A 22,611-nucleotide genomic window follows, 5' to 3' on the forward strand; every position below is an offset into this window, starting at 1 on the left:
TTGTCCTTCCGATTGCGTGTGCGGCTCAGTTGAACGTGCCGCCCTTCCCGGCCAGCGCGCTCACCAGCGGCGCGATCTGCCACGCGTCGCCATTGGTCTGCTGCGCGTAGCCGCGAATGGCGCGGGCCACGTTGTAGAGCCCGACCTTGTCCGCGTAGAGCATCGGGCCGCCGCGCCACAGCGGGAAGCCGTAGCCGGTGAGGTAGACCATGTCGATGTCCGACGCCTTCGAGGCGATGCCCTCTTCGAGAATCTTTGCGCCTTCGTTCACGAGCGCGAACACAAGACGCTCGACGATCTCCTCGTCGGTGATCTTGCGGCGCACGATGCCGGCTTCCTTCGAATAGCCGATCACCATCTCGTCGACGAGCGCGGAAGGCAGCGCGTTGCGCTCGCCCGCCTTGTAGTCGTACCAGCCCGCGCCGGTCTTCTGGCCGAAGCGGCCGAGTTCGCAGAGGTGGTCGGCGATCTTCGAGTATTTGAGGTCCGGCTTTTCCTGATAGCGGCGCTTGCGGATCGCCCAGCCGATGTCGTTACCGGCGAGATCGCTCATGCGGAACGGCCCCATCGCGAAACCGAATTTCTCGATGGCGCGGTCGATCTGCGCGGGCAGCGCGCCCTCTTCGAGCATATACAGCGCCTGGCGGATGTATTGCTCGATCATGCGATTGCCGATGAAGCCGTCGCACACGCCCGACACCACGGCGGTCTTGCGGATCTTCTTCGCGATCTGCATGACCGTGGCGAGCACGTCCCTGGCCGTGTCCCTGCCGCGCACGACTTCGAGCAGCTTCATGACGTTGGCCGGGCTGAAGAAGTGCATGCCGACCACGTCCTGCGGGCGCTTCGTGAACGCGGCGATCTTGTTGAGATCGAGCGTCGACGTGTTCGATGCGAGGATCGCACCGGGCTTCGCGACTTCGTCGAGACGCTTGAAGACCTGCTCCTTCACGCCCAGTTCTTCGAACACAGCTTCGATGATGAGATCGGCCGACTTGAGGTCGTCATAGGAGAGCGTCGGGCGGATCAGTGCCATGCGCGCTTCGAGCTTCTCGATCGTCAGCTTGCCCTTCTTGACCTGCACTTCGTAATTCTTGCGGATCGTCGCGAGGCCGCGGTCGAGCGCGTCCTGCTTCATTTCGAGCAGCGTGACGGCGATGCCTGCGTTCAGGAAGTTCATGGTGATGCCGCCGCCCATCGTGCCCGCGCCGATCACGGCGACCTGGGCGATCTCGCGCACAGGCGTGCTCGACGGCACGTCGGGAATCTTGCTCGCCGCGCGCTCGCCGAAGAACGCATGACGCAGTGCGTGGCTTTCCGGCGTCTGCACGAGTTCGACGAAGCACGCGCGCTCGAATGCGAGGCCGCGCTCGAAGCCCTGCTTCACGCCCGCCGCAACCGCATCGACGCACTTCACCGGCGCCGGATAGTTCTTCGACATCGCCGCGACGGTATTGCGCGAGAACTGCAGGAAGCCTTCGGCATTCGGATGCGCGATCTTGCGGTTGCGCACGAGCGGATGCGGCCCGGCCTTGTCGCCGACCTTGCGTGCGAACGCAATCGCTTCTTCGAGCAGATCGCCTTGCGCCATCGCATCGAAGAGGCCTGAATTCGCGAGCTTGTCTGAGAGGACCGGCGCGCCGCTCACGATCATGTTGAGCGCGGCCTCGAGGCCGATTGCACGCGGCAGACGCTGCGTGCCGCCCGCACCCGGCAGCAGGCCGAGCTTCACTTCGGGCAGCGCTATCTGCGCGCCGGACGCGGCGATGCGGTAATGCGCGCCAAGCGCGAGTTCGAGACCGCCGCCCATGGCGACGCTATGAATCGCCACCACGACGGGCTTGGCGCTCTTCTCGACTTCCGCGATGACGGTGTGGAGCGTGGGCTCCTGCAACGCTGCAGGCGTGTTGAATTCCGTGATGTCCGCGCCGCCCGAGAACGCCTTGCCGGCGCCCGTGATCACGATGGCCGTGACGGCCGGATCCTGCGCCGCGCGCGCGATGCCTTCGACGATGCCGGTCCGGGTCGACAGCCCGAGGCCATTGACGGGCGGGTTGTTGAGCGTGATGACGGCGACGCCGTCGCGAGTCGTGTAATCCACTGCCATTGGGCTGCCTCCATGCGTGCGGGCCGCGTTGTGCGACGTCGGTTTGATTGTCCGACATTCCCGGTCAGAAGGCAGAATACCCAAAAAAGAACGTTCGTTCAATTTTTTATTGCTGCGCGTATATCAGGGTTTTACCGAGGACCGCCGCGCCAAACACGCTGCACGTACGGTCCGCGCACGGTCCACACACGGCGTCGCGCAAAGAAAAAGGCGCAACCCGGCCGTTGCGCCTTTGGACCCTTGATGATGGATGAAACCGCGCGCTATCAGCCGCTATCAGCTGCTGTCAGCGATCCGTGCCAGGTTCGCCGAGCGGACAATTTTCGATGGCGAGCGCCGTGGGCAACACGTGATCGCGGAACCGCTCGCGCAGTTTGAGCTTTTGCAGCTTGCCGGTCGCCGTGTGCGGCAACTCTTTGACGAACACGACGTCGTCGGGCAGCCACCACTTCGCCACCTTGCCCTCATAGAAGGCGAGCAGCGCTTCGCGCGTGAGCGTCGCACCGGGCTTCAGCACCGCCACGATCAACGGCCGCTCGGTCCAGCGTGGATGCGCGCAGGCGATGCACGCCGCTTCCGCCACAGCGGGGTGCGCCACGGCGATGTTCTCGAGGTCGATCGAACTGATCCATTCCCCGCCCGATTTGATGACGTCCTTGCTGCGGTCGGTGATCTGCATGAAACCGTCGGGGTCGATGGTGGCGACGTCACCGGTCGGAAACCACCCGTCGACGAGCGGCGAGCCGTTTTCCTGACGAAAATACCGGTCGATCACCCATGGTCCGCGCACGTGCAGGTCGCCGAACGCGACGCCGTCCCACGGCAGTTCCTCACCCTCCGATCCGACAATTTTCATGTCGACGCCGAAGACCACGCGCCCCTGCTTTTCAAGCAGCGCGCGTTGCGCTTCGAGCGGCCGCTGCGACTGCTCCCAGTTGAGCGTCGCGAGCGTTCCGAGCGGCGACATCTCGGTCATGCCCCACGCGTGGATCACCTGCACGCCGTACTCGTCCTCGAACGCGCGCAACATCGCGGGCGGGCACGCCGACCCGCCGATCACGGTGCGCTTGAACGTGGTGAAACGCACGTCCGCCTCGCGCATATACGCGAGCAGGCCAAGCCACACGGTGGGCACGCCCGCCGAGCACGTCACGCCCTCGGCCTCCATGAGTTCATAGAGCGACTTGCCGTCGAGATCCTTGCCCGGCAGCACGAGCTTCGCGCCGTTGAGCGGCGCGGCGTAGGGAACGCCCCAGGCGTTCACATGGAACATCGGCACGACGGGCAGTATCGCATCGCGCGAGGACAGCCCCATGGCGTCGGGCAGCGATGCGCCATAGGCGTGCAGCACCGACGACCGGTGCGCGTACAGCGCACCTTTCGGATTGCCGGTCGTGCCGGACGTGTAGCAGAGGTTCGAGGCGCTGCGCTCGTCGAGCAGCGGCCATTCGTATTCGCCGTCCTCAGCTTCGATCAGCGTCTCGTAGCTCAGTACCGGCGTGCGCATGTCGGGAAGATGCGCTTCGTCGGTGAGCGCGATCCAGCCGCGCACGTCCGGACATTGCGGAGCGAGCTTGTCGACGAGCGGCGCGAACGTGATATCGAATAGAACGTACTGATCCTGCGCGTGGTTGATGATGTACGCGATCTGCTCGGGAAAGAGCCGCGGGTTGATCGTGTGGCACACGGCGCCGAAGCCCGGCACGCCGAAGTACGCCTCGAGATGCCGGTAACCGTTCCATGCGAGCGTGCCGATGCGCTCGCCGGGCGCGACGCCGAGCGCGATCAGCGCCTGCGCGAGCTGCTTCGAGCGCTTCTCGCAGTCGCGATACGTGTAGCGATGCACATCGCCCTCGATACGGCGCGATACGATCTGCGTGCCGCCGTGATGCCGCGCCGCGTGCGCGATCAGCGACGATACGGTCAGCGGCACATCCATCATCTGTCCCAACAGCGGCGCAGTCATCGTTACAGTCTCCTCGCCTTGAATGTCTGATATCTGCTTGTATCCGATCGGATGTTCGAGCCGTCGCGGCCCGCCAGGCGGGCTCCGGTGGGTTCAGGCGGGCGGCCAGCACGCCCGCTGGCGCGGATTTACAATATCGGCTATTCATCAGGCGCTCAATATGTCGTTTTCACCAGGCCCCATTACTCCCCTGGCGGGCTGCGCCGCGATGCGCGATGTCCGCGACGGTCCGCTCGCCCAGGTCGAATGCGCGCTCACCACAGCGCGCGACGACGCATTCGGCGCACTCGGCACCACCTTTTTCACCCGACTGCCGGCAGATCCGCTGCCCGCGCCGTATCTCGTCGGCTTTTCGGCGGACATGGCGTCGCGGCTCGGTCTCGACGCCGCTATCGCCGACGATCCCGCATTCGCGGCGTACTTCGCAGGCAATGGCACACGCGAACGCACGCCGCAGTCGATGTCGTATGCGTCGGTCTATTCGGGGCACCAGTTCGGCGTGTGGGCCGGTCAGCTCGGCGACGGGCGCGCGCTCGGCCTGGGCGAGATCGAGCACGCCGGCCAGCGCTACGAGCTACAGCTCAAGGGCACGGGCCGCACGCCGTACTCCCGCATGGGCGATGGCCGCGCCGTGCTGCGCTCGTCGATCCGCGAGTTCCTGTGCTCGGAGGCGATGCATCACCTCGGCATTCCGACCACGCGCGCGCTCGCGGTAGTCGGCTCCGATCAGCCGGTGCGGCGCGAGACGATCGAAACGTCGGCGGTCGTCACGCGCGTCTCGCCGAGTTTCGTGCGCTTTGGCCACTTCGAGCACTTCTACGCGAACGATAATTTCGCCGCGCTGCAAACGCTCGCGGATCATGTGATCGCACGCTTTTACCCGCATCTGCGCGAAGCCGACGATCCGTATCTCGCGCTGCTCGACGAAGCCGTGCGCAGCACGGCGGCGCTGATGGTCGAATGGCAGGCGGTAGGGTTCTGCCATGGCGTGATGAACACGGACAACATGTCGATTCTCGGCCTCACGATCGACTACGGTCCGTTCGGTTTCATGGACGGCTTCAACGCGAACCACATCTGCAATCACTCGGATTCGCAGGGCCGTTACGCCTACAGCATGCAGCCGCAGATCGGCTACTGGAATCTCTTCTGCCTCGCGCAGGCGCTGCTGCCGCTCTTCGGCCAGAAGCGCAATGAAGGCGGCGACGCAACTGACGTCGCAGCTAACGACAAGGCGCGCGGCGAGCGCGCGGTGGCCGACGCTCAAGGCGTGCTCGAACGCTTCAAGGGCTATTTCGGGCCCGCGCTCGAAGCGCGCATGCGCGCGAAGCTCGGCCTTGAAACGGAACACGACAGCGACGACGCGCTGGCCAACCGTCTCTTCGAGATCATGCATGCGAACCGGGCCGACTTCACGCTGACGTTTCGCCATCTCGCGCGCGTATCAAAGCACGGCGCGGAGAACGATGCGCCGGTGCGCGATCTCTTTCTCGACCGCGCTGCCTTCGACGCATGGGCGAACGACTATCGCGCGCGCCTCGCGCTCGAGCCGCGCGACGATGCCGCGCGTGCCACGGCGATGAACGGCGTGAACCCGAAGTTCGTGCTGCGCAATCACCTCGCGCAGACCGCGATCGAACGCGCCGCGCAGAAGGACTTCAGCGAAGTGGAGCGGCTCTTGCGCGTGCTCTCGCGTCCGTTCGACGAACAGCCGGAGCACGCCGCTTATGCGGCAGAGCCACCCGAGTGGGCTCAATCGCTCGAACTCAGTTGCTCCTCGTGAGTCGTGCGCTAGATCTGTGCACATTAACCGTCCGCATTAGCCGTGCGTTTTAGCCGCACCCTCGCGTTTTTTTCGCACTGGCGCTGCCCAAATCGACAGACAGGAACCCAGACATGAGCCACGACGATCACAACTCCGGCGCCTATCCCGGCCACAAGGACGATGCCGCCTGGCGCGAGCAGCTTTCGGACATGGAATACGAGGTCGCGCGCCATGCGGCGACGGAGCGGCCATTCACGGGCCGTTACTGGGATCACTGGGACCGCGGCGTCTACGACTGTGTATGCTGCGGCACGCCCCTCTTCGAATCCGATACGAAATTCGACGCCGGATGCGGCTGGCCGAGCTATTTCCGCCCGATCAACGGCGAGGTGATCGAGGAGCGCACCGACCGCTCGCACGGCATGCTGCGCATCGAAGTGCGCTGCAAGCATTGCGGCGCGCATCTCGGGCACGTATTCGAAGATGGCCCCGCGCCGACTGGCCTTCGGTATTGCATCAATTCGGCTGCGCTACAATTCGAGCCCAAGTGAGCGCCGAGTGTGGCGTGAGCGGCGAGTGCGCCGGATGCGGCATGCGCGCCGCAGCGGCCGTCACGACGCTCAAGCAAAACGCGACGCCGCGCATGGCGTTGTGCCCTGTTTTTACGGACTTCCAGGCCGATAATGAAATTCCTGTTTGATCTGTTTCCGATCATCCTGTTCTTCGTTGCCTTCAAGGTGTGGGGCATCTTTACGGCAACCGCCGTGGCGATCGTCGCGACACTCGTGCAGATTGCATGGGTCGCATTCCGTCACCGCAAGGTCGATCCGATGCTCTGGCTGTCCCTCGGGATCGTCACCGTGTTCGGCGGCGCAACGCTCGTGCTGCACGACGAAACCTTTATCAAGTGGAAACCCACCGTCCTCTACTGGGCGTTCGCCGTGGCGCTGCTCGTCTCGCAGATCGGCTTCGGCAAGAACCTGATCGAAGCGATGATGGGCAAGCAGATCACGCTGCCGCACCGGATCTGGACGCAGCTCAACTTCATCTGGTCTATCTTCTTCGTGCTGCTCGGCCTCGTGAACCTCTTCGTGGCGTTCCACTTCTCGACGGACGCATGGGTCGATTTCAAGCTGTTCGGCGCCACGGGCATACTCGTCGTGTTTATCGTCGGACAGAGTCTGTGGCTCTCGCGTTACATCAAGGAGGAGGAAGAATGAGCGCGGTTTTCATCAACGCAAGCCCGGCTGAGCGTGTGGCGCTGATCGAGTCGCGCCTCTCGGCGGCGCTCGCACCGGTCGTGTCGATCGACGTGCGCGACGATAGCGCACAGCATGCCGGCCACGTCGGCGCAGCCGCGGGCGGGCACTACAGCGTCACGATCGTTGCGGCCGCATTCGCCGGGAAAGCCCGCCTGGCAAGGCATCGCATGGTGTATGATGCGCTGGCCGATGCGATGCAGCGCGGCATTCACGCACTCGTAATCACGGCGCTCACGCCGGAAGAAGCTGCAGCGCTGCCCCGGTAGCCTATCTTTTAGTTCGTTCTTTTAGTTCGTTCGCCCTGTTAGGACTTTTCGATGACCTTGAAAAAAACCCGCTTCTGGGTGTTGCTGGCTGCGTGCGCCGCTGCGCCCGTCTTCGCGCAAAACATTGCCGTCGTCAACGGCACGCCGGTTCCCAAGTCGCGCGCCGATGCGCTGATCAACCAGCTCGTGCAACAAGGCCAGCAGGATACGCCGCAGCTGCAAATGCAGGTGCGCGAAGAACTCGTGCGACGCGAAATCCTGATGCAGGAAGCGTTGCGCCAGGGCATCCCGAACCGGCCGGACGTGAAGGCGCAGATCGCCATGGCGCAGCAGACCGTCGTGCTGCGCGCGCTGATCGAAAACTTCGCGAAGAACAATCAGCCGAGCGACGCCGATATCAAGGCGCGCTACGATCAGTTGACGCAGCAAGCAGGCGGCAGCGAATTTCACCTGCACCACATCCTCGTGGACAACGAGCAGCAGGCGAAGGACCTGATCGCGAAGATCAAGGCCGGCGCGAGCTTCGAAGACCTGGCCAAACAATACTCGAAGGACCCGGGTTCGGCGAAGAACGGCGGCGATCTGGACTGGTCGGATCCGAAGGCCTACGTGCCTGAATTCGCCGAAGCGGCCACGCATCTGCAAAAAGGCCAGATGACCGACACGCCGGTTCACACGCAGTTCGGCTGGCACATCATCCGCCTCGACGACACGCGCCCGATCGCGCCGCCGCCGCTGGAACAGGTGCGCGACCAGATCAAGCAGCAACTGCAACAGGAAAAGCTGCAGGCGTTCGAAGAGAAGCTGGCCAAGCAGGCAAAGATTCAGTAACGCGTATTGCACGCGGCTGTGCCGAAGAACCCCGCGCTTTGCGAAAAGCGCGGGGTTTTGTTTTTGATTCCGCGCGCGCCGTAGCGGACTAGCGATTAAAAGTGCGTAAAAAAGCCGGCTCGAAGGCCGGCTCGCTCATGTGGGCGTCAAGCGCGCGGCGCGCGGCTTAACCGACCCACTTGCGCGCGTTGCGGAATGCGCGCATCCACGGGCTCGCCTCGCCCCATGCCTGCGGATGCCAGCTCATCGTCACGGTGCGCTGCACGCGCTCGGTGTGCGGCATCAGGACGGTGAAGCGGCCATCGGGCGTCGTCACCGACGTGATGCCCTGCGGCGAGCCGTTCGGATTGAACGGATAGCGCTCGGTCGCCTGACCATGGTGATCGACGTAGCGCATCGCCACGGCAACCTTCGACAGATCGCCTTGCTGCGAGAAGTCCGCGAACCCTTCGCCGTGCGCGACCGCCACCGGAATGCGCGAGCCTTCCATGCCGGCGAAGAAGATCGACGGCGAGTCTTGCACCTCGACCAGCGAGAAGCGCGCCTCGAACTGCTCCGACTTGTTGCGCGTGAACTTCGGCCACGCATCCGCGCCCGGAATCATCGAGGCGAGGCTCGACATCATCTGGCAGCCGTTGCAGATGCCGAGTGCGAATGTATCCTCGCGCGAGAAGAAGGCCGCGAACATGTCCGCGAGCTTCGCGTTGAAGCGGATCGTCTTCGCCCAGCCCTCGCCCGCACCCAGCACGTCGCCGTACGAGAAACCGCCGCAGGCGACTGCGCCCGCGAAATCGGCGAGCGTCGCGCGGCCTTCGAGCAGGTCGCTCATATGAACGTCATGCGCGTCGAAGCCCGCACGGTCGAACGCGTACGCGGTTTCGAGGTGCGAGTTCACGCCCTGCTCGCGCAGGATCGCCACACGCGGACGCGCGCCCGTGGCGACGAACGGTGCTGCGATGTCGTCGGACGGATCGAACGTCAGATGCGGCGTCATGCCCGGATCGGCGGCGTCGAGGAGCGCATCGTATTCGGCATCGGCGCAGGCCGGATTGTCGCGCAGGCGCGCAATGCGCCAGCTCACTTCGCTCCACGCGCGCTGCAGTTCGGCGCGCGGCGTCTGGTAGATGCGCTTCGCGTCGCGATAGATCTCGATGGCGTCGCGGTCGTTCAGATGGCCGATCACGTGCGAACAAGCCGACAGGCTGTGCTGGCGCAGCACCGCGAACACGGCGTCGCGCTGCTGGGCGGGCACCTGGATCACGGCGCCGAGTTCTTCCGCGAACAGCGCACGCAGCGTGCGGTCTTCGCGACGGCCGCTCGTCTGTTGCGTCCAGTCTTTTGCATCGCCGTAATCGGATTCGTGCTCGGAGTCCAGCGTGAGCATGTCGACGTTGAGCGACACGCCCACGTGACCCGCGAACGCCATTTCGCACACCGTCGCCCACAGGCCGCCGTCCGAGCGGTCGTGATAGGCAAGCAACTGCTCGTTCGCGTTGAGTTGCTGGATTGCCGTGAAGAACTGCTTGAGGTCGTCTGCGCTGTCGACGTCCGGCACCGCGTGACCCACCTGCTGCGTGACCTGCGCGAAGACGCTGCCGCCGAGGCGGTTTTTGCCGCGGCCGAGGTCGATCACGATCAGCACCGATTCGCCGGCCTCGTCGACACGGCGCAGTTGCGGCGTGAGATGGCGGCGCACGTCGTCGACTTGCGCGAATGCCGAGATGATCAGCGACACCGGCGCGACCACTTCCTTCGCGACGCCCTGCTCGTTCCACTTGGTGCGCATCGACAACGAATCCTTGCCGACCGGAATGCCGATGCCGAGCGCCGGGCACAGCTCCATGCCGATCGCCTTCACGGTGTCGTAGAGCGCGGCGTCTTCGCCGGGCGCGCCGCACGCGGCCATCCAGTTCGCCGAGAGCTTGAGCTTGTCGAGCGAGGCGATGGGTGCGCACGCAATGTTCGTGATGGCCTCGCCGATGGCCATGCGGCCCGACGCGGGCGCGTCGATGACGGCGAGCGGCGTGCGCTCGGCCATCGTCATCGCTTCGCCCTTGTAGCCCGCGTAATCGAGCGTCGTAATCGCGCAGTCGGCGACCGGCACCTGCCACGGGCCGACCATCTGGTCGCGCACGCTCGTGCCGCCCACCGAGCGGTCGCCGATCGTGATGAGGAAGGACTTGCTGCCGACAGTCGGATGACGCAGCACGCTCTTGGCGACTTCGTCAAATGCCACGCCGGTCACGTCGACCGGCACGAGCGGCGTGCTCGCGTGCTCGACGTCGCGGTGCATGCGCGGCGGCTTGCCGAGCAGAATGTCCATCGGCATGTCCACCGGCTGGTGGTTGCCGTTCGCGGCCAGCGCCTTTTCGTCGGTGTCGATGAGCTTCAGTTCGCGCTCGGCGCTCGCCACGCCGACCACGGCGAACGGACAGCGCTCGCGCGTGCAGATCGCTTCGAACATGGGCAGATCGGCGGGCGAAATCGCGAGCACGTAGCGCTCCTGCGCTTCGTTCGACCAGATTTCGCGCGGCGACAGCCCCGACTCTTCGAGCTGGACCTTGCGCAGTTCGAAGCGCGCGCCCTTGTCCGCGCCATCGACGAGTTCGGGGAACGCGTTCGAAAGACCGCCCGCGCCGACGTCATGAATGCTCAGGATCGGGTTGTGCTCGCCCAGTTGCCAGCACGAGTTGATGACTTCCTGCGCGCGGCGCTCGATTTCCGGGTTGCCGCGCTGGACCGAATCGAAGTCGAGCTGGGCGGTGTTCGTGCCGGTGGCCATCGAGCTGGCCGCGCCGCCGCCCATGCCGATGCGCATGCCCGGGCCGCCGATCTGGATCAGCAGCGAGCCTTCAGGCAAGTCGTGCTTGTGCGTGTGCTGCGCGCTGATGTTGCCGATGCCGCCCGCGATCATGATCGGCTTGTGATAGCCGCGCACGGTGCCCGCAACGTTCTGCTCGTAGACGCGGAAGTAGCCGCCGAGATTCGGGCGGCCGAATTCGTTGTTGAACGCCGCGCCGCCAAGCGGGCCGTCGATCATGATCTGCAGCGGCGATGCGATGCGGTCCGGACGGCCATAGGCCGTGGCTTCGTCGGCGGGATTGCGGTGCGCGAGCGGCGTGGCGGCGTCGCGCGCGTTCTCCCAGGATTCGCATGCATCGGGCAGTTCGAGGTTCGAGACCGTGAAGCCCGTGAGACCGGCCTTCGGACGCGCGCCGCGCCCCGTCGCGCCCTCGTCGCGGATTTCGCCGCCCGCGCCCGTTGCGGCGCCCGGGAACGGCGAGATCGCGGTCGGGTGGTTGTGCGTCTCCACCTTCATCAGCGTGTGCGTGAGTTCGGTGTGGCGGCCGTACTGCTCGGCGGGCGCGCCCGCGCTACCCGCCTTGCGCGGGAACCAGCGCTCCGCGACCGCGCCTTCCATGATCGAGGAATTGTCCGAATACGCGACGATCGTGCCCTGCGGACTCATTTTTTCGGTGTTGCGGATCATCGCGAAGAGCGACAGATCCTGGTCCTGGCCGTCGATGGTCCAGCTCGCGTTGAAGATCTTGTGGCGGCAGTGCTCGCTGTTGGCCTGCGCGAACATCATCAGTTCGACGTCGGTGGGATTGCGTTCGAGCTTCATGAACGCATCGACGAGATAGTCGATTTCGTCATCGGCGAGCGCGAGGCCCAGTTCGCCGTTCGCGAGTTCAAGCGCCTTGCGGCCGTGGCCGAGCACGTCCACGGTCTGCATCGGCTTCGCGGGCAGTTCGTCGAAGAGGTGCAACGCCGCGTCGCGCGAGGCCGCCACGCTTTCGGTCATGCGATCGTGCAGCGCTGCCGCAACCGCTTCGCGCGCTTCGTCGGAGAGCGTTTTCTTGCCGCCGAGGATGCCCGACTTCAGCACCACCGTGTACTCGACGCCGCGCTCGATGCGGCGCACCTGTTCGAGACCGCAGTGGTGCGCGATGTCGGTGGCCTTGCTCGCCCACGGCGAAACCGTGCCAAAACGCGGCACGACGAGGAACGTCACCGTGCTGCCGCGTTCCTGCGGCGCCGCGAACGGCGCGCCGTAGTGCATCAGCGCCTCGATCTTCGCGCTGTCCTCAGGGACGAGCGGCACAGCCGAATTGACGAAATGCAGATACTGCCCGTACGCGCCGACGATGTTGGCGTCGAAGTTCGCACCGATACGCTGGAGCGTTTCGAGCAGGCGGGTTTGACGGAAGTCGGAGAGGGCCGAAGCACCGGGGAAACACGAGAAGTGGGCCATGGACTGGGACGTTGCGTCGAGGTTGCGTCGAAATTGCGTCGCGGAATTCGCCTCGCACGGCGGCGATGAGTCGCCAAGGCGGCGACGGCAGGCGAAAGGGAGTCCGCAATTATAGCGCGGAAGGCCCGTCACGGCCCGGCAGACGCAGCGCTGACCCTTTGGGCGCATGGCGAGGCGGCCCGTTTGGCTGCTATGATTGCGCGTTTCACCCGATCGGCTCGCAAAAAAACGCGCGCCGCACGCCCCACCCCTGGCACGGCGCCCCATTCCCGTCGGCGCGCCGTCTGCCTGCAGATCGTATTGTCATGGATGTCATCGTCATTGGCGGCGGAATCGCCGGCGTCGCCACAGCCTACCAGTTGCGCGCGGCGGGTCACCGCGTCTGCGTGGTCGAACGCCATGCGACGGTTGCGCAAGGCGCCACATATGGCCACAGCGGCATCGTGCTGCCCACTCCGCTCGACGTCTGGTTCGGCCCCACCTTTTTGCGCGATGGACGGCACGGCGCGGGCGGCGTGATCTGCCGGACGGGATTCGGGGGCCCGGCACGCGCGTTCGTCAAGCGGCTGCGCACGCTGCACGGCTCCGAAGCCTTCGCGGCCCGCTACGCGCAGCTGCGCCCGCTGATCGAAGCCGCCGAAAGCGCGCTCGGCGACGCCGAAAACCGCTTCCAGCTCGAATACGAACAGCGCAAGGGCCTGCTCTATCTCGTGCGCAGCACCGGCGAATGGGCGCTCACGCAACCTGCGCTCGAACTGCTGCGCCGCTTCGAGGTGCCGCATTACGCACTGAGCGCGGCCGAATGCGTCGCGTTCGAGCACAACATTCCCGCCGATCCGCCGTTTGCGGGCGGCGTGCACTTCGATTCGGGGCGCGTGGCGAACTGCCCGCTCTTCGTGAAGCAGCTCAAGCAGCTGCTCGACAACAACGGCGGCGTGCAATTCCAGACCGGCCGCGAAGTCAGCGCGATCCGGCTCGAGAGCGGCCGCGCCGCCGTCGAACTCGCGCCGCGCCTGCCCGAGGACGCCCGCACGCGCGACGTCGAAGTCATCTCCGGCGACGCCGTGGTCGTGGCGGCGGGCGCGCAGACGCCGCGCCTCGTGGCGCCATTCGGCGTCAAGCTGCCGCTTTATCCGTTGCGCGTGCACACATTGAACGCGCCGGTCGCGCATGAGGAATGCGTGCCGCACACGACGATCGTCGACACCGCCAGGCGCGTGGCGGTCACGCGTATGAATCACCGTCTGCGGATTTCGGGCGGCGGCGTGCTGCTGCGCGCGCGCCAGGCCGACGAGCCGCTCACCGAAGCACTCACCGAGCAGGCCCAGGCGCTGCTCGGCGAAGCTTCGCGCGACTGGGCGCCGGGCGCAGCGCGGATTTCCGCCGCACTGGCCTGGGAAGGCATGAAGCTGCTGTCGGCGGACGGCCTGCCTGCTGTTGGCAACGCCGGTCATCCGCGGCTCTTCGTCAACGCCGGACACGGCCCGGCAGGCTGGGCGCTCGCGCTCGGCTCGGCACAGCTCATCGCGCAGCAGATCACGGGCATCAAGCCCGATCTTCCGGACGACACCGTCGCCGCCCTGCGGCCGGATCGCGGGTAAGCCGCTCTACCTGCGCCGCGCCCGGCGAAGCTGCCTGAGGCAGTCCGGGTGCGCGGCAAGCCCCGGTTTCGACAAGAACCCGGAGCCCCACGACGCGATGGCTCGGGTATCGTTGCACTGTCGATATCACGATCCGCCCTCGCCATGTCCGCCACGCCGCTGCCCGCCCCCACCGCACCGACGCTCTTCACGCCGCACGACCGGCCCGTCCCGCTCCTGACCGTCGAGGAATTGCGCGTCTGCGAAACCGCCGCGCAGGCTGGTCTGCCCGAACACACGCTCATGGCCCGCGCCGGAGCCGCCGCCGCGCGCTTCCTGAACGAGCAGATCGCACATGCGCCCTCGCCCGCAGGCGGCAAACCCGTCTGGTTCGCGGCCGGGCCGGGCAATAACGGCGGCGATGCGCTCGTCGTCGCGACGGAACTGCATCGGGCGGGCGTGGCCGTCGAAGTCTGCATGCCGGTCGAGGTCAAACCCGACGACGCGCGCTGGGCGCTGAGCGTTGCGCGCGCCGCGGGCGCTCCCATCACGGCTGCGCCGCCTGCCTCGTTCGACGCATATGGCTGGCTTGTCGACGGGATGTTCGGCATCGGACTCGCGCGCGGGCTCGACGGCGTTTTCGCGGATCTCGCTGCGCGGCTCTCCGCACGCGCGAGGAGCCACGGCCACGTGCTCGCACTCGACGTGCCGAGCGGCCTCGACAGCGACACGGGCAACGTCGTCGGCAGCGGGCCTGCCGTGCGCGCAACCCACACCGTCACGTTCATCGCGGCCAAGCCCGGCCTCTACACCGGCGCGGGCCGCGACCACGCGGGCGCCGTGAGCGTCGCACCGATCGGCATCGACACGGAAGCTCACCCATCGGCCGCCCGCCTCAATGCACCTGCTCTCTTCGCCGCCTGGCTGCCCGCGCGCGATTACGCGACGCACAAGGGCACGTTCGGCACACTGGCCGTTATCGGCGGCGACACCGGCATGTGCGGTGCACCCATTCTGGCGGCGCGCGCCGCACTGCTCTCAGGTGCGGGCAAGGTCCATGTGGGATTCGTCGGCAGCGATGCGCCGCCCTACGATCCGCCGCATCCCGAACTGATGCTGCACGCGGCAGACAGGCTCGACACCGATGCCATGGATGCCATTGCCGCCGGCTGCGGCATGGGCGGCAGCGTCGCGGCACGCGATCTCGTCGACTCGATCCTGCAGTTGAACGTCCCCGTGCTGCTCGATGCCGATGCGCTCAATCTCGTCGCGGGCGACGGCGCGCTCGGCGCCCGTATCGCCGCGCGCGGCACGCCGTGCGTGATCACGCCGCATCCGCTGGAAGCGGCCCGCCTGCTGGCCGCGGATACGGCTTTCGTGCAACGAGACCGCGTCGCGGCTGCGCGCGCGCTCGCGGCGCGCTTCTCCGCGGTGGCCGTGCTCAAGGGCAGCGGCACCATCATCGCAGCGCCCGACGGACGCATCGCCATCAATCCAACCGGCAACGCGGCACTCGCGACGGGCGGCACGGGCGACGTGCTCGGCGGCCTGATCGGCGCGCTGCTCGCACAACGGCTGCCGCCGTTCGAAGCGGCCCTCGCGGGCGTCTGGCTGCACGGCCTCGCCGCCGAGGCGCTCTGCGCGGAAGGCGGCGGACCGGCCGGCCTCGCGGCAGGCGAACTCGCACCGATGGTGCGGCGGCTCATGAACCGGCTGTTTTATCCGTCGCGCGACTAGAGCGACGCGTAACGGCGTGAGGCGGCACGCCGCTTGCTGGACATGCGTTATGCGCGGTAGCTCGCAAACGCACGAACGTGCGTCCCTGGAGCACCGCCTTCGCGCCCCACCATGACTGCGCAGGTTCACGCGAGCCCGCTATACTGACTCACCACGCCACCGGCATTCATCGAGCGCGGGCGCGCAACCGCACCGCGCGCGAAACGCCTCCGCCAAACCGGCGGACGGTATCCGCCGCCTTCCCACCGTGCTTCCTTGCCAGACGAACATGACGAATCCGCTTCCTGCATGGTCCGCGCTTCAGACGCACTACGAACAAATCCGCGATGAGCGCCTGCGCGACTGGTTCGCGCCCGCCAACGACACCGTACCGACCCGCGCCGAGCGTTTCACGTTCACGGGCGGAGGTCTTGCGGCCGACTTCTCCAAAAATCGCATCACCGACGCCACGCTGAATCTGCTCGTGCAGCTCGCGCGTGACGCGGGCGTCGAAGCCCGCCGCGACGCGATGTTCGCAGGCGAGATCGTCAACCCGACCGAAGGCCGCGCGGCGCTGCACACCGCGTTGCGCGCGACCGGGCTCGACGCGCCGTTCCACGCCCAGATCGTCGCCGAGCGCGCGAAGATGGCGAAGTTCGCCGACGCCGTGCGCAGCGGCGCCTGGACCGGCTACACGGGCAAGCGCATCCGTCATGTCGTGAATATCGGCATCGGCGGTTCGGATCTCGGGCCGAAGATGGTCGTGCACGCCCTGCATCACCTGGCGGCGCCGGAAATCAGCTCGCACTTCGTTTCGAATGTCGACGGCGCAGATCTGTGGCGCGTGATCGAGCATATCGATCCCGAAGAGACGCTGGCCATCATCGTCTCGAAGACGTTCACCACGCTCGAGACGATGACCAACGCGCGCTCGATGCGCGACTGGTTCGTGCAGAACGGCTGCCCGGAAAGCGCACTTGCGAAGCATTTCGTGGGCGTGTCGGCGAATCCGGCCGAAGTCGTGAAGTTCGGCATCGCCGCCACGAACGTATTCGAGATGTGGGACTGGGTGGGCGGCCGCTATTCGCTGTGGTCGGCGGTGGGCCTCTCGATCATGATCGCGATCGGATCCGCGCAATTCGACGAACTGCTCGCGGGCGCGCACGACATGGACCAGCACTTCCGCGAGGCGCCGCTCGAACGCAACCTGCCGGTGCTCCTCGGGATGATCGGCGTCTGGTATCGCAACTTCTTCGGCTCGCAGAGCTATCTGGTCGCGCCGTACTCGGAGGCGCTGCACTACCTGCCCGCCTATCTCCAGCAACTCGAAATGGAGAGCAACGGCAAGTCGGCGCGGCTCGACGGACGGTTCGTCGATTACCCCACCGCCGCCGTCACCTGGGGCGAACCCGGCACCAACGGCCAGCACGCGTTCTTCCAGATGCTGCACCAGGGGCCGACGATCGTGCCGATCGACTTCATTGCGGTGCTCACGCCGGAACATCCGCTTGGCGACCATCATCCGAAGCTGCTCGCCAACTGCTTCGCGCAAAGCGAAGCGCTGATGCTCGGCCGTACCGAAGAGGAAGCGCGCAAGGTGGCCGGACCCGACAAGCCCGAACTCGTGCCGCACCTGGTGTTCCCCGGCAACCGGCCGACCACGACACTGCTTGTCGATGCGATCAACGCACGCACGCTCGGCGCGCTGATCGCGCTCTACGAGCACAAGGTGCTCGTGCAGGCGTCCGTGTGGAACATCAATCCGTTCGACCAGTGGGGCGTGGAACTCGGCAAGATTCTCGGCAAGGTGGTCGAGGCCGATCTCACCGCCGCTGCCGGCGACGCGAAGCAGCACGACTCGTCGACAGCCACGCTGATCGCGCGAGCGCGCGCCGCACTCAAGCGTGCGGAATAAGGCGGAATCAGCGGGAATCCGATGATGCGAAGGGCGTGCGCCGCGGCGCACGCCCTTCGTTTGTAAAGCAGCATGTAATTCAGCGTCCGGCTTCTTCGATCTTGCCGGAATCGAGCACTTCGCCATGCATCACGCGCCGCCCCGCTTCGATCGTCACGGTCGTGTCGCAGCGGCGTGCAAGATCGATGTCGTGTGTGACCAGCACGAGCGTCGCCCCGTTCGCACGATTCATCTCGAACATCAGGTCGATGACTGCGTGACCCGTAGCGGCGTCGAGACTGCCCGTGGGTTCGTCGGCGAAGAGGACGGCGGGATGCGTCACGAATGCGCGCGCAAGCGCCACGCGTTGCTGTTCGCCACCCGAGAGGAGTTTGGGATAGTGCCCCGTTCGCTGTCCGAGGCCGACGCGTTCGAGCAGTGCGCGCGAGCGCGCGAATGCCTCGCGTGTGGACATGCCGCCCTGCAGTTCAAGCGGCAGCGCGACATTTTCAAGTGCGGTGAGATGCGGCATCAACTGGAACGACTGGAACACGAAGCCGACGGAACCGTTGCGCAGCGCCGCGCGTTGATCCTCGGCCATGCCGGTCAACTCCTCGCCAAGCAACCGGACGGAACCCGCGCTCGCGCTATCCAGCCCCGCTAGCAGTCCGAGCAGCGTAGACTTGCCCGAACCCGAAGCGCCGACGATCGCCACACTGCTGCCAGCGTGGACGGTGAGATCGATACCGTCGAGTATCGTCAACTCACCGGTGGCATCGATGACCCGCTTGCACAATCCGCGCACTTCGATGACTGGATCACTATTCATTCGCATATGATCAAGCACAGGTTAGCCATCAAGGCGCAGCCCGGCGCGCCGTTTGCCGCAGGTTTCAGCAATGCCTGGACGGCTGCTTGCGCGATTGCCTGCGCCAGACTCGTCACCGCGTTCGCCATGATCGCAATGCTATTTGCGCTATTTGCGATCACCGGCGCGCAGCCCGCAATCGCGGCCACGCCGCCCGCCACTGCTGCGGCCGACACGGCGAAGCCCGTGATCGTGGTGCTCGGCGACAGTCTCTCCGCCGAATACGGCCTGCCGCGCGACACGGGCTGGGTCGCACTGATGCGCGAGCGGCTCGCGAACAAGCGAATCGATTATACCGTTGCGAATGCGAGCATCAGCGGGGACACGACGAGCGGCGGCCTTGCCCGCCTGCCGCTCGTGATGCAGCGCCTCAAGCCCTCGATCGTCATCGTCGAACTCGGCGCCAACGATGCGCTGCGCGGCGTCCCGCTCACCACGACCGAGAGCAATCTGCGCGCCATCATCGCCCAGATCCGCAAGGGCAACGCGAAACCGATGCTCGTCGGCATGTATGTGCCGCCCAACTATGGACTCGACTATACGCAGCAATTCCATGGCCTCTATGGCCGTTTGTCCAAGGAATTGCACGTGCCGCTCGTTCCGTTCCTGCTTGCCGGTCTCACAGACAAACCCGAGTTGTTCCAGTCGGACCAGATTCATCCGACGCAGCAGGCACAGCCTTTGCTGCTCGACAACGTGTGGCCGACGCTCAAACCGCTCCTCGCTGGCGGCGCACAGCGCTAGCCTGTACGGCTCGCCGATCGCTGACGCACGGGCGTCGCAGTGCTGCGTGCGACGCAGGGCCGTTTGCGCCATGCGCGTTCCGGGCCATCGGCCACGAAGCCTGGGGGGATCGGCGGCTTTCGCCAGAACCCATCCGTCCCTGGCGGGAGAGAGAAGTGTGAAGTACGTGTGCGTTATTTTCGTCGCGGCGACGCTCGGCGCCTGTGCCAGCCAGCCGCTGCCGATGGGTGCGGAATCGGTCGGCACGAGCCTGCATCCGTCTGCTGCCGTTGCACAGTGCATCGCGCAGAAGTGGGCCGATCGGTCGCAACAGCAGGTCGTCTCGCAGATGATGACGGCCAACAACCAGGCGATCGATGTCTATATGCCGGGCCAGCGGCCGCCCGATGGCGCTGCCGCAACGGTGCGCCCGTCCTGGTCGCCCAATAACAAAACCTGGGTTGGCTACCGCGCCGGTAGCGGCGTCGATGCCGCAAACGGTAGCGACGCCACCAGCGCCATTACGGCCTGCCTCTGATCGCACCGGCTGCGCGTGCCGCAAGCCCTGAAAAGTCAAAAGCCCCGCAATCCCGGACCGCGCCGCAAAGCTGGATCGACATCCAGCCTGGCGGCACAGCCCGTTGCGGGGCTTTATTGCTGCTGGCACGGCGGGCCGTGCCGTCTGTCTTACTGCCCGTCGCCGGACTGGCCAGCCGGACCGAGCGAGCCGTAGTACTTCACCTTCGAGCGATCACGCAGCGCATCGAGATAGGCCTGCACCTGCGATTGCCCGCTCACCTGCGCGAGCTGCTGCTGCGCACCGGCGAGACGCGGGCCTTCGGCGGCCGGGCCGTTCGTGACGGCATTGATGCGATAGATCGCAAAACCGTCGCTGCCGAGATCGACGCCGACATAGGCCGGCAGACTCTGCGCATCGGCCTTGAAAACCGCCGACAGCGCCGCAGCGGACAGACCCTGCGCCTCGTTACGCGAAACCTTCACCGCTGCAGAGAATCCGGCGGTCGCCTTGGACTTCTGCAGATCGGCGAGCCTGGCCTGACCGTCCTTGCGCGCGAGGTCGGCGGCCTGCTGCGCGATGACGCGCTGGCGCACCGCATCCTTGACCGCGGCGAATTCGGGCGTTGCCGCCGGCTTGAAGTTCGTGACGTGCGCCGAGATCAACGTGCTGTTGCCGACGTCGATCGCCTGCGTGTTGTTGTGCTGGTTCACCGAGTCGTTCGCGAACACCGCGTCGAGGAACTTTTGATTGTTCAACGGGCTGTCCGGCGGCAGCGCCGGGTTCGGCTTCGACGTGACCGTTGCGGTCTGGATGGTCAGCTTGAACTTGTCGGCGGCCGGTTGCAGGCTCTTCGGCTGCTCATAGACCAGTGAGGTGAAGCCTTCGGTAGCGTCGCCGAGCAGCTTCGTGGCCTGTTGCGCCTTGACGTCGCTCAGGATCGAGGCCTTCACCTCTTCGAACGGCTTCGTCGCCGACGGCTTGACGTCCGTGACCTTGACAATGTGATAGCCGAAGTCCGACTGGATCACGTCGCTGATTTCGTCCTTTTTGAGCTTGAAGACGGCATCGTCGAACGCTTCGCCGCCCGCGATCATGCCGCGGCCGAAGAAGCCGAGATCGCCGCCCTTCGCTGCCGAACCCGGATCCTGCGAATCCTTCTGCGCGATCTGCGCGAACTGGTCGGGATGGGCCCGCACTTCGGCGAGGATCGATTCCGCCTTCTGCTTCGCAGCGCTCCGGTCGGCCGCGCTCGCATCCTTCGGCACGGCGATCAGGATGTGGCTTGCGCGCACCTGTTCGTCGGTGCGGTAGTGGGCGATGTTGTCGTTGTAGAACTGCTTGAGATCGGCGTCGGACGGATGAACCGTGGCCGCCACCGCCGCCGCCGACAGCACCAGATACTGGATCTGGGCCGTTGCCGGCGTGGCGAAATCGCTCTTGTGCGCGTCGTAGTAGGCCTGCAGTTCCGCGTCGGTCGGCTGCACCTTGGGCGCATAGTCGGCGGCGTGGAATGCAAGCGCCTGGACTTCGCGCTGCTGTTCGGAGAGCGCCGTGAGCTGCTGCGCGAGCGACTTCGGCGTGAACGCGCTGCTGATGACCGCGGCCGGCAACTGCTCCATCGCGAGGCTGTAGCGCACGCGCTCGTCGTACTGCTCGGGCGTCATGCCCTGCATGGCGAGCATTTCCTTGTAACGGTCGAGGTCCATCGAGCCGTCGGGCTTCTTGAGCGACGCAATGATCGGATCGGACAACAACGCGCGGCGCACGGCCTCGTCCGAAGCGCTGAGGTGCAGGCGCTGCGTCTCGGCGGCGAGCACACGCTGCTGGATCATGCCGTCGAGAATGTCCTTGCGATGCTGCGGCGTGTCGAACAGTGCCTGGTCGAAGCTCGCGCCCATGACCTGGCGAGCCTGATCGAGTTGCTGACGCGCGGCGTTGTCGTACTCGACACGCGTAATGTTGTGTCCATCGACGCTTGCGACATTTGCGCTTTCGTCGAAGAAGCCGCGGAAACCTTGAATGCCGACGAAGCCGAGCCCTGGCAGGATCACCAGGAGCAGCAGGAACATCATCAGCCGTTTGTGATTGCGGAAAAAGTCGAGCATGCGTGACAGAGCGAAGGGAGGGCCCAAAAACAGAACGCCCGATATTACCTCAGAGGACAATAAAAAAGGCGAACCGCAGTTTGCCTTCGGTTCGCCTTCTTTAGAAAGATCTGGCGGAGCGGACGGGGCTCGAACCCGCGACCCCCGGCGTGACAGGCCGGTATTCTGACCAACTGAACTACCGCTCCGTGCGGTTGCATTCTGCAACTATCCGGCAACTACCGATGCAGATGCCTGAGGAACCGAAAACTGGTGGGTGCTGAGGGGTTCCAAGAAACCCTCGCTTGCCTTGATGGATAAGGCTTCGCTCCAGTTCGATCCTGCGGATACAACGAAAAATACAACGAGGCAGAATTTTGCCCTAAATGTGGCCAGCCCGCAACAGAAATTTGCAGACTGCACCGACCCTCAAGCCGTGGCGCGTCCGGGCAAACAATGTCGGCGTCGATGCTGATGCCAGCGATAAAGCGTCATTGAAATAGCTGTAGCTATATAGCGGTCGCGGTCACCTTCTCATGCCGCCTGATATCGAAAAATTCGGCAACTGCCACATTCGGCGCTCCAATCCAATATTGCAGACGGCCGGAACCTTACATGGGATTACCGAATTAGCTACGAAGACAGTCTCAGAAGCGAGCCCAACACCCACATCGTTTGAGCCACATCGTAACTCGACGAAGGAACTCCTTCCAACCTTCCTTGAGCACCGCTGCCCGAGTACGTCACCGACTTGATCATCAGCGCTCGCCAATG

General features: G+C 65.4%; 15 protein-coding genes and 1 tRNA gene. 10 read left to right on the forward strand and 6 right to left on the reverse strand.

Annotation, left to right across the window (positions count from 1 at the left end; genetic code table 11):
- Positions 1 to 25: 25 nt before the first annotated feature.
- Positions 26 to 2,107, reverse strand: coding sequence for a 3-hydroxyacyl-CoA dehydrogenase NAD-binding domain-containing protein (locus tag ACFPTO_RS03775; protein WP_377709558.1), 2,082 nt, complete (start codon positions 2,105 to 2,107; stop codon positions 26 to 28).
- A 286-nt stretch (positions 2,108 to 2,393) separates the two neighbouring features.
- Positions 2,394 to 4,073, reverse strand: a complete 1,680-nt coding sequence (locus ACFPTO_RS03780; protein WP_377709560.1) for a 3-(methylthio)propionyl-CoA ligase — start codon at positions 4,071 to 4,073, stop codon at positions 2,394 to 2,396.
- A gap of 160 nt (positions 4,074 to 4,233) precedes the next feature.
- Between ACFPTO_RS03780 and ACFPTO_RS03785 the strand changes: the two genes are divergently transcribed.
- From ACFPTO_RS03785 to ACFPTO_RS03805, 5 genes are all read left to right on the forward strand, one after another.
- Positions 4,234 to 5,856, forward strand: coding sequence for a protein adenylyltransferase SelO (locus ACFPTO_RS03785; protein WP_377709562.1), 1,623 nt, complete (start codon positions 4,234 to 4,236; stop codon positions 5,854 to 5,856).
- Between the two features lie 113 nt (positions 5,857 to 5,969).
- Positions 5,970 to 6,389, forward strand: coding sequence for a peptide-methionine (R)-S-oxide reductase MsrB (gene msrB, locus ACFPTO_RS03790; RefSeq protein ID WP_377709564.1), 420 nt, complete (start codon positions 5,970 to 5,972; stop codon positions 6,387 to 6,389).
- 132 nt (positions 6,390 to 6,521) lie between these two features.
- Positions 6,522 to 7,058, forward strand: a complete 537-nt coding sequence (locus tag ACFPTO_RS03795; RefSeq protein WP_377709565.1) for a septation protein A — start codon at positions 6,522 to 6,524, stop codon at positions 7,056 to 7,058.
- Positions 7,055 to 7,366, forward strand: coding sequence for a BolA family protein (locus tag ACFPTO_RS03800; protein WP_377709567.1), 312 nt, complete (start codon positions 7,055 to 7,057; stop codon positions 7,364 to 7,366). The genes ACFPTO_RS03795 and ACFPTO_RS03800 overlap by 4 nt, the downstream gene beginning before the upstream one ends.
- A gap of 51 nt (positions 7,367 to 7,417) precedes the next feature.
- Positions 7,418 to 8,197 carry a peptidylprolyl isomerase gene (locus ACFPTO_RS03805; RefSeq protein WP_377709569.1) on the forward strand — a complete coding sequence of 260 codons (780 nt, stop codon included), beginning with the start codon at positions 7,418 to 7,420 and terminating at the stop codon, positions 8,195 to 8,197.
- Between the two features lie 166 nt (positions 8,198 to 8,363).
- Here ACFPTO_RS03805 and purL read toward each other — a convergent pair whose 3' ends face one another.
- The gene (gene purL, locus ACFPTO_RS03810; RefSeq protein ID WP_377709570.1) at positions 8,364 to 12,452 is read right to left on the reverse strand and encodes a phosphoribosylformylglycinamidine synthase; all 4,089 of its coding nucleotides are present in this window, start codon (positions 12,450 to 12,452) and stop codon (positions 8,364 to 8,366) included.
- Between the two features lie 305 nt (positions 12,453 to 12,757).
- Here purL and ACFPTO_RS03815 point away from each other — a divergent pair, with 305 nt between their 5' ends.
- The 3 genes from ACFPTO_RS03815 to pgi all read left to right on the forward strand — a co-directional run bounded on the left by ACFPTO_RS03815 (position 12,758) and on the right by pgi (position 17,663).
- Positions 12,758 to 14,053 carry an FAD-dependent oxidoreductase gene (locus tag ACFPTO_RS03815; protein WP_377709572.1) on the forward strand — a complete coding sequence of 432 codons (1,296 nt, stop codon included), beginning with the start codon at positions 12,758 to 12,760 and terminating at the stop codon, positions 14,051 to 14,053.
- 144 nt (positions 14,054 to 14,197) lie between these two features.
- Complete coding sequence (locus ACFPTO_RS03820; protein ID WP_377709574.1) at positions 14,198 to 15,769, forward strand: NAD(P)H-hydrate dehydratase; 1,572 nt, start codon at positions 14,198 to 14,200, stop codon at positions 15,767 to 15,769.
- Positions 15,770 to 16,037: 268 nt separating this feature from the next.
- The gene (gene pgi, locus ACFPTO_RS03825) at positions 16,038 to 17,663 is read left to right on the forward strand and encodes a glucose-6-phosphate isomerase (RefSeq protein ID WP_377709575.1); all 1,626 of its coding nucleotides are present in this window, start codon (positions 16,038 to 16,040) and stop codon (positions 17,661 to 17,663) included.
- Positions 17,664 to 17,742: 79 nt separating this feature from the next.
- Here pgi and ACFPTO_RS03830 read toward each other — a convergent pair whose 3' ends face one another.
- Positions 17,743 to 18,477 carry an ABC transporter ATP-binding protein gene (locus ACFPTO_RS03830; RefSeq protein ID WP_377709576.1) on the reverse strand — a complete coding sequence of 245 codons (735 nt, stop codon included), beginning with the start codon at positions 18,475 to 18,477 and terminating at the stop codon, positions 17,743 to 17,745.
- A 120-nt stretch (positions 18,478 to 18,597) separates the two neighbouring features.
- On the opposite strand from ACFPTO_RS03830, the gene ACFPTO_RS03835 reads away from it, so the two are divergent.
- Together ACFPTO_RS03835 and ACFPTO_RS03840 are read left to right on the forward strand one after the other, a co-directional pair.
- Entirely contained in the window at positions 18,598 to 19,254 is a 657-nt protein-coding gene (locus ACFPTO_RS03835; RefSeq protein WP_377709577.1) for an arylesterase, read from the forward strand.
- A 157-nt stretch (positions 19,255 to 19,411) separates the two neighbouring features.
- A complete protein-coding gene (locus tag ACFPTO_RS03840) occupies positions 19,412 to 19,771 on the forward strand; it encodes a hypothetical protein (RefSeq protein ID WP_377709579.1) in 360 nt (119 codons plus the stop codon).
- 149 nt (positions 19,772 to 19,920) lie between these two features.
- Here ACFPTO_RS03840 and ACFPTO_RS03845 read toward each other — a convergent pair whose 3' ends face one another.
- Together ACFPTO_RS03845 and ACFPTO_RS03850 are read right to left on the reverse strand one after the other, a co-directional pair.
- On the reverse strand, positions 19,921 to 21,858 hold the full coding sequence (locus ACFPTO_RS03845) for a SurA N-terminal domain-containing protein (protein ID WP_377709581.1): 1,938 nt from the start codon (positions 21,856 to 21,858) through the stop codon (positions 19,921 to 19,923).
- Between the two features lie 111 nt (positions 21,859 to 21,969).
- Positions 21,970 to 22,046: transfer RNA gene (locus ACFPTO_RS03850), tRNA-Asp, on the reverse strand.
- Between the last annotated feature and the right edge of the window lie 565 nt (positions 22,047 to 22,611).

Origin of the sequence: Paraburkholderia denitrificans (assembly GCF_042655705.1) — a bacterium.
Classification (GTDB): domain Bacteria; phylum Pseudomonadota; class Gammaproteobacteria; order Burkholderiales; family Burkholderiaceae; genus Paraburkholderia; species Paraburkholderia denitrificans.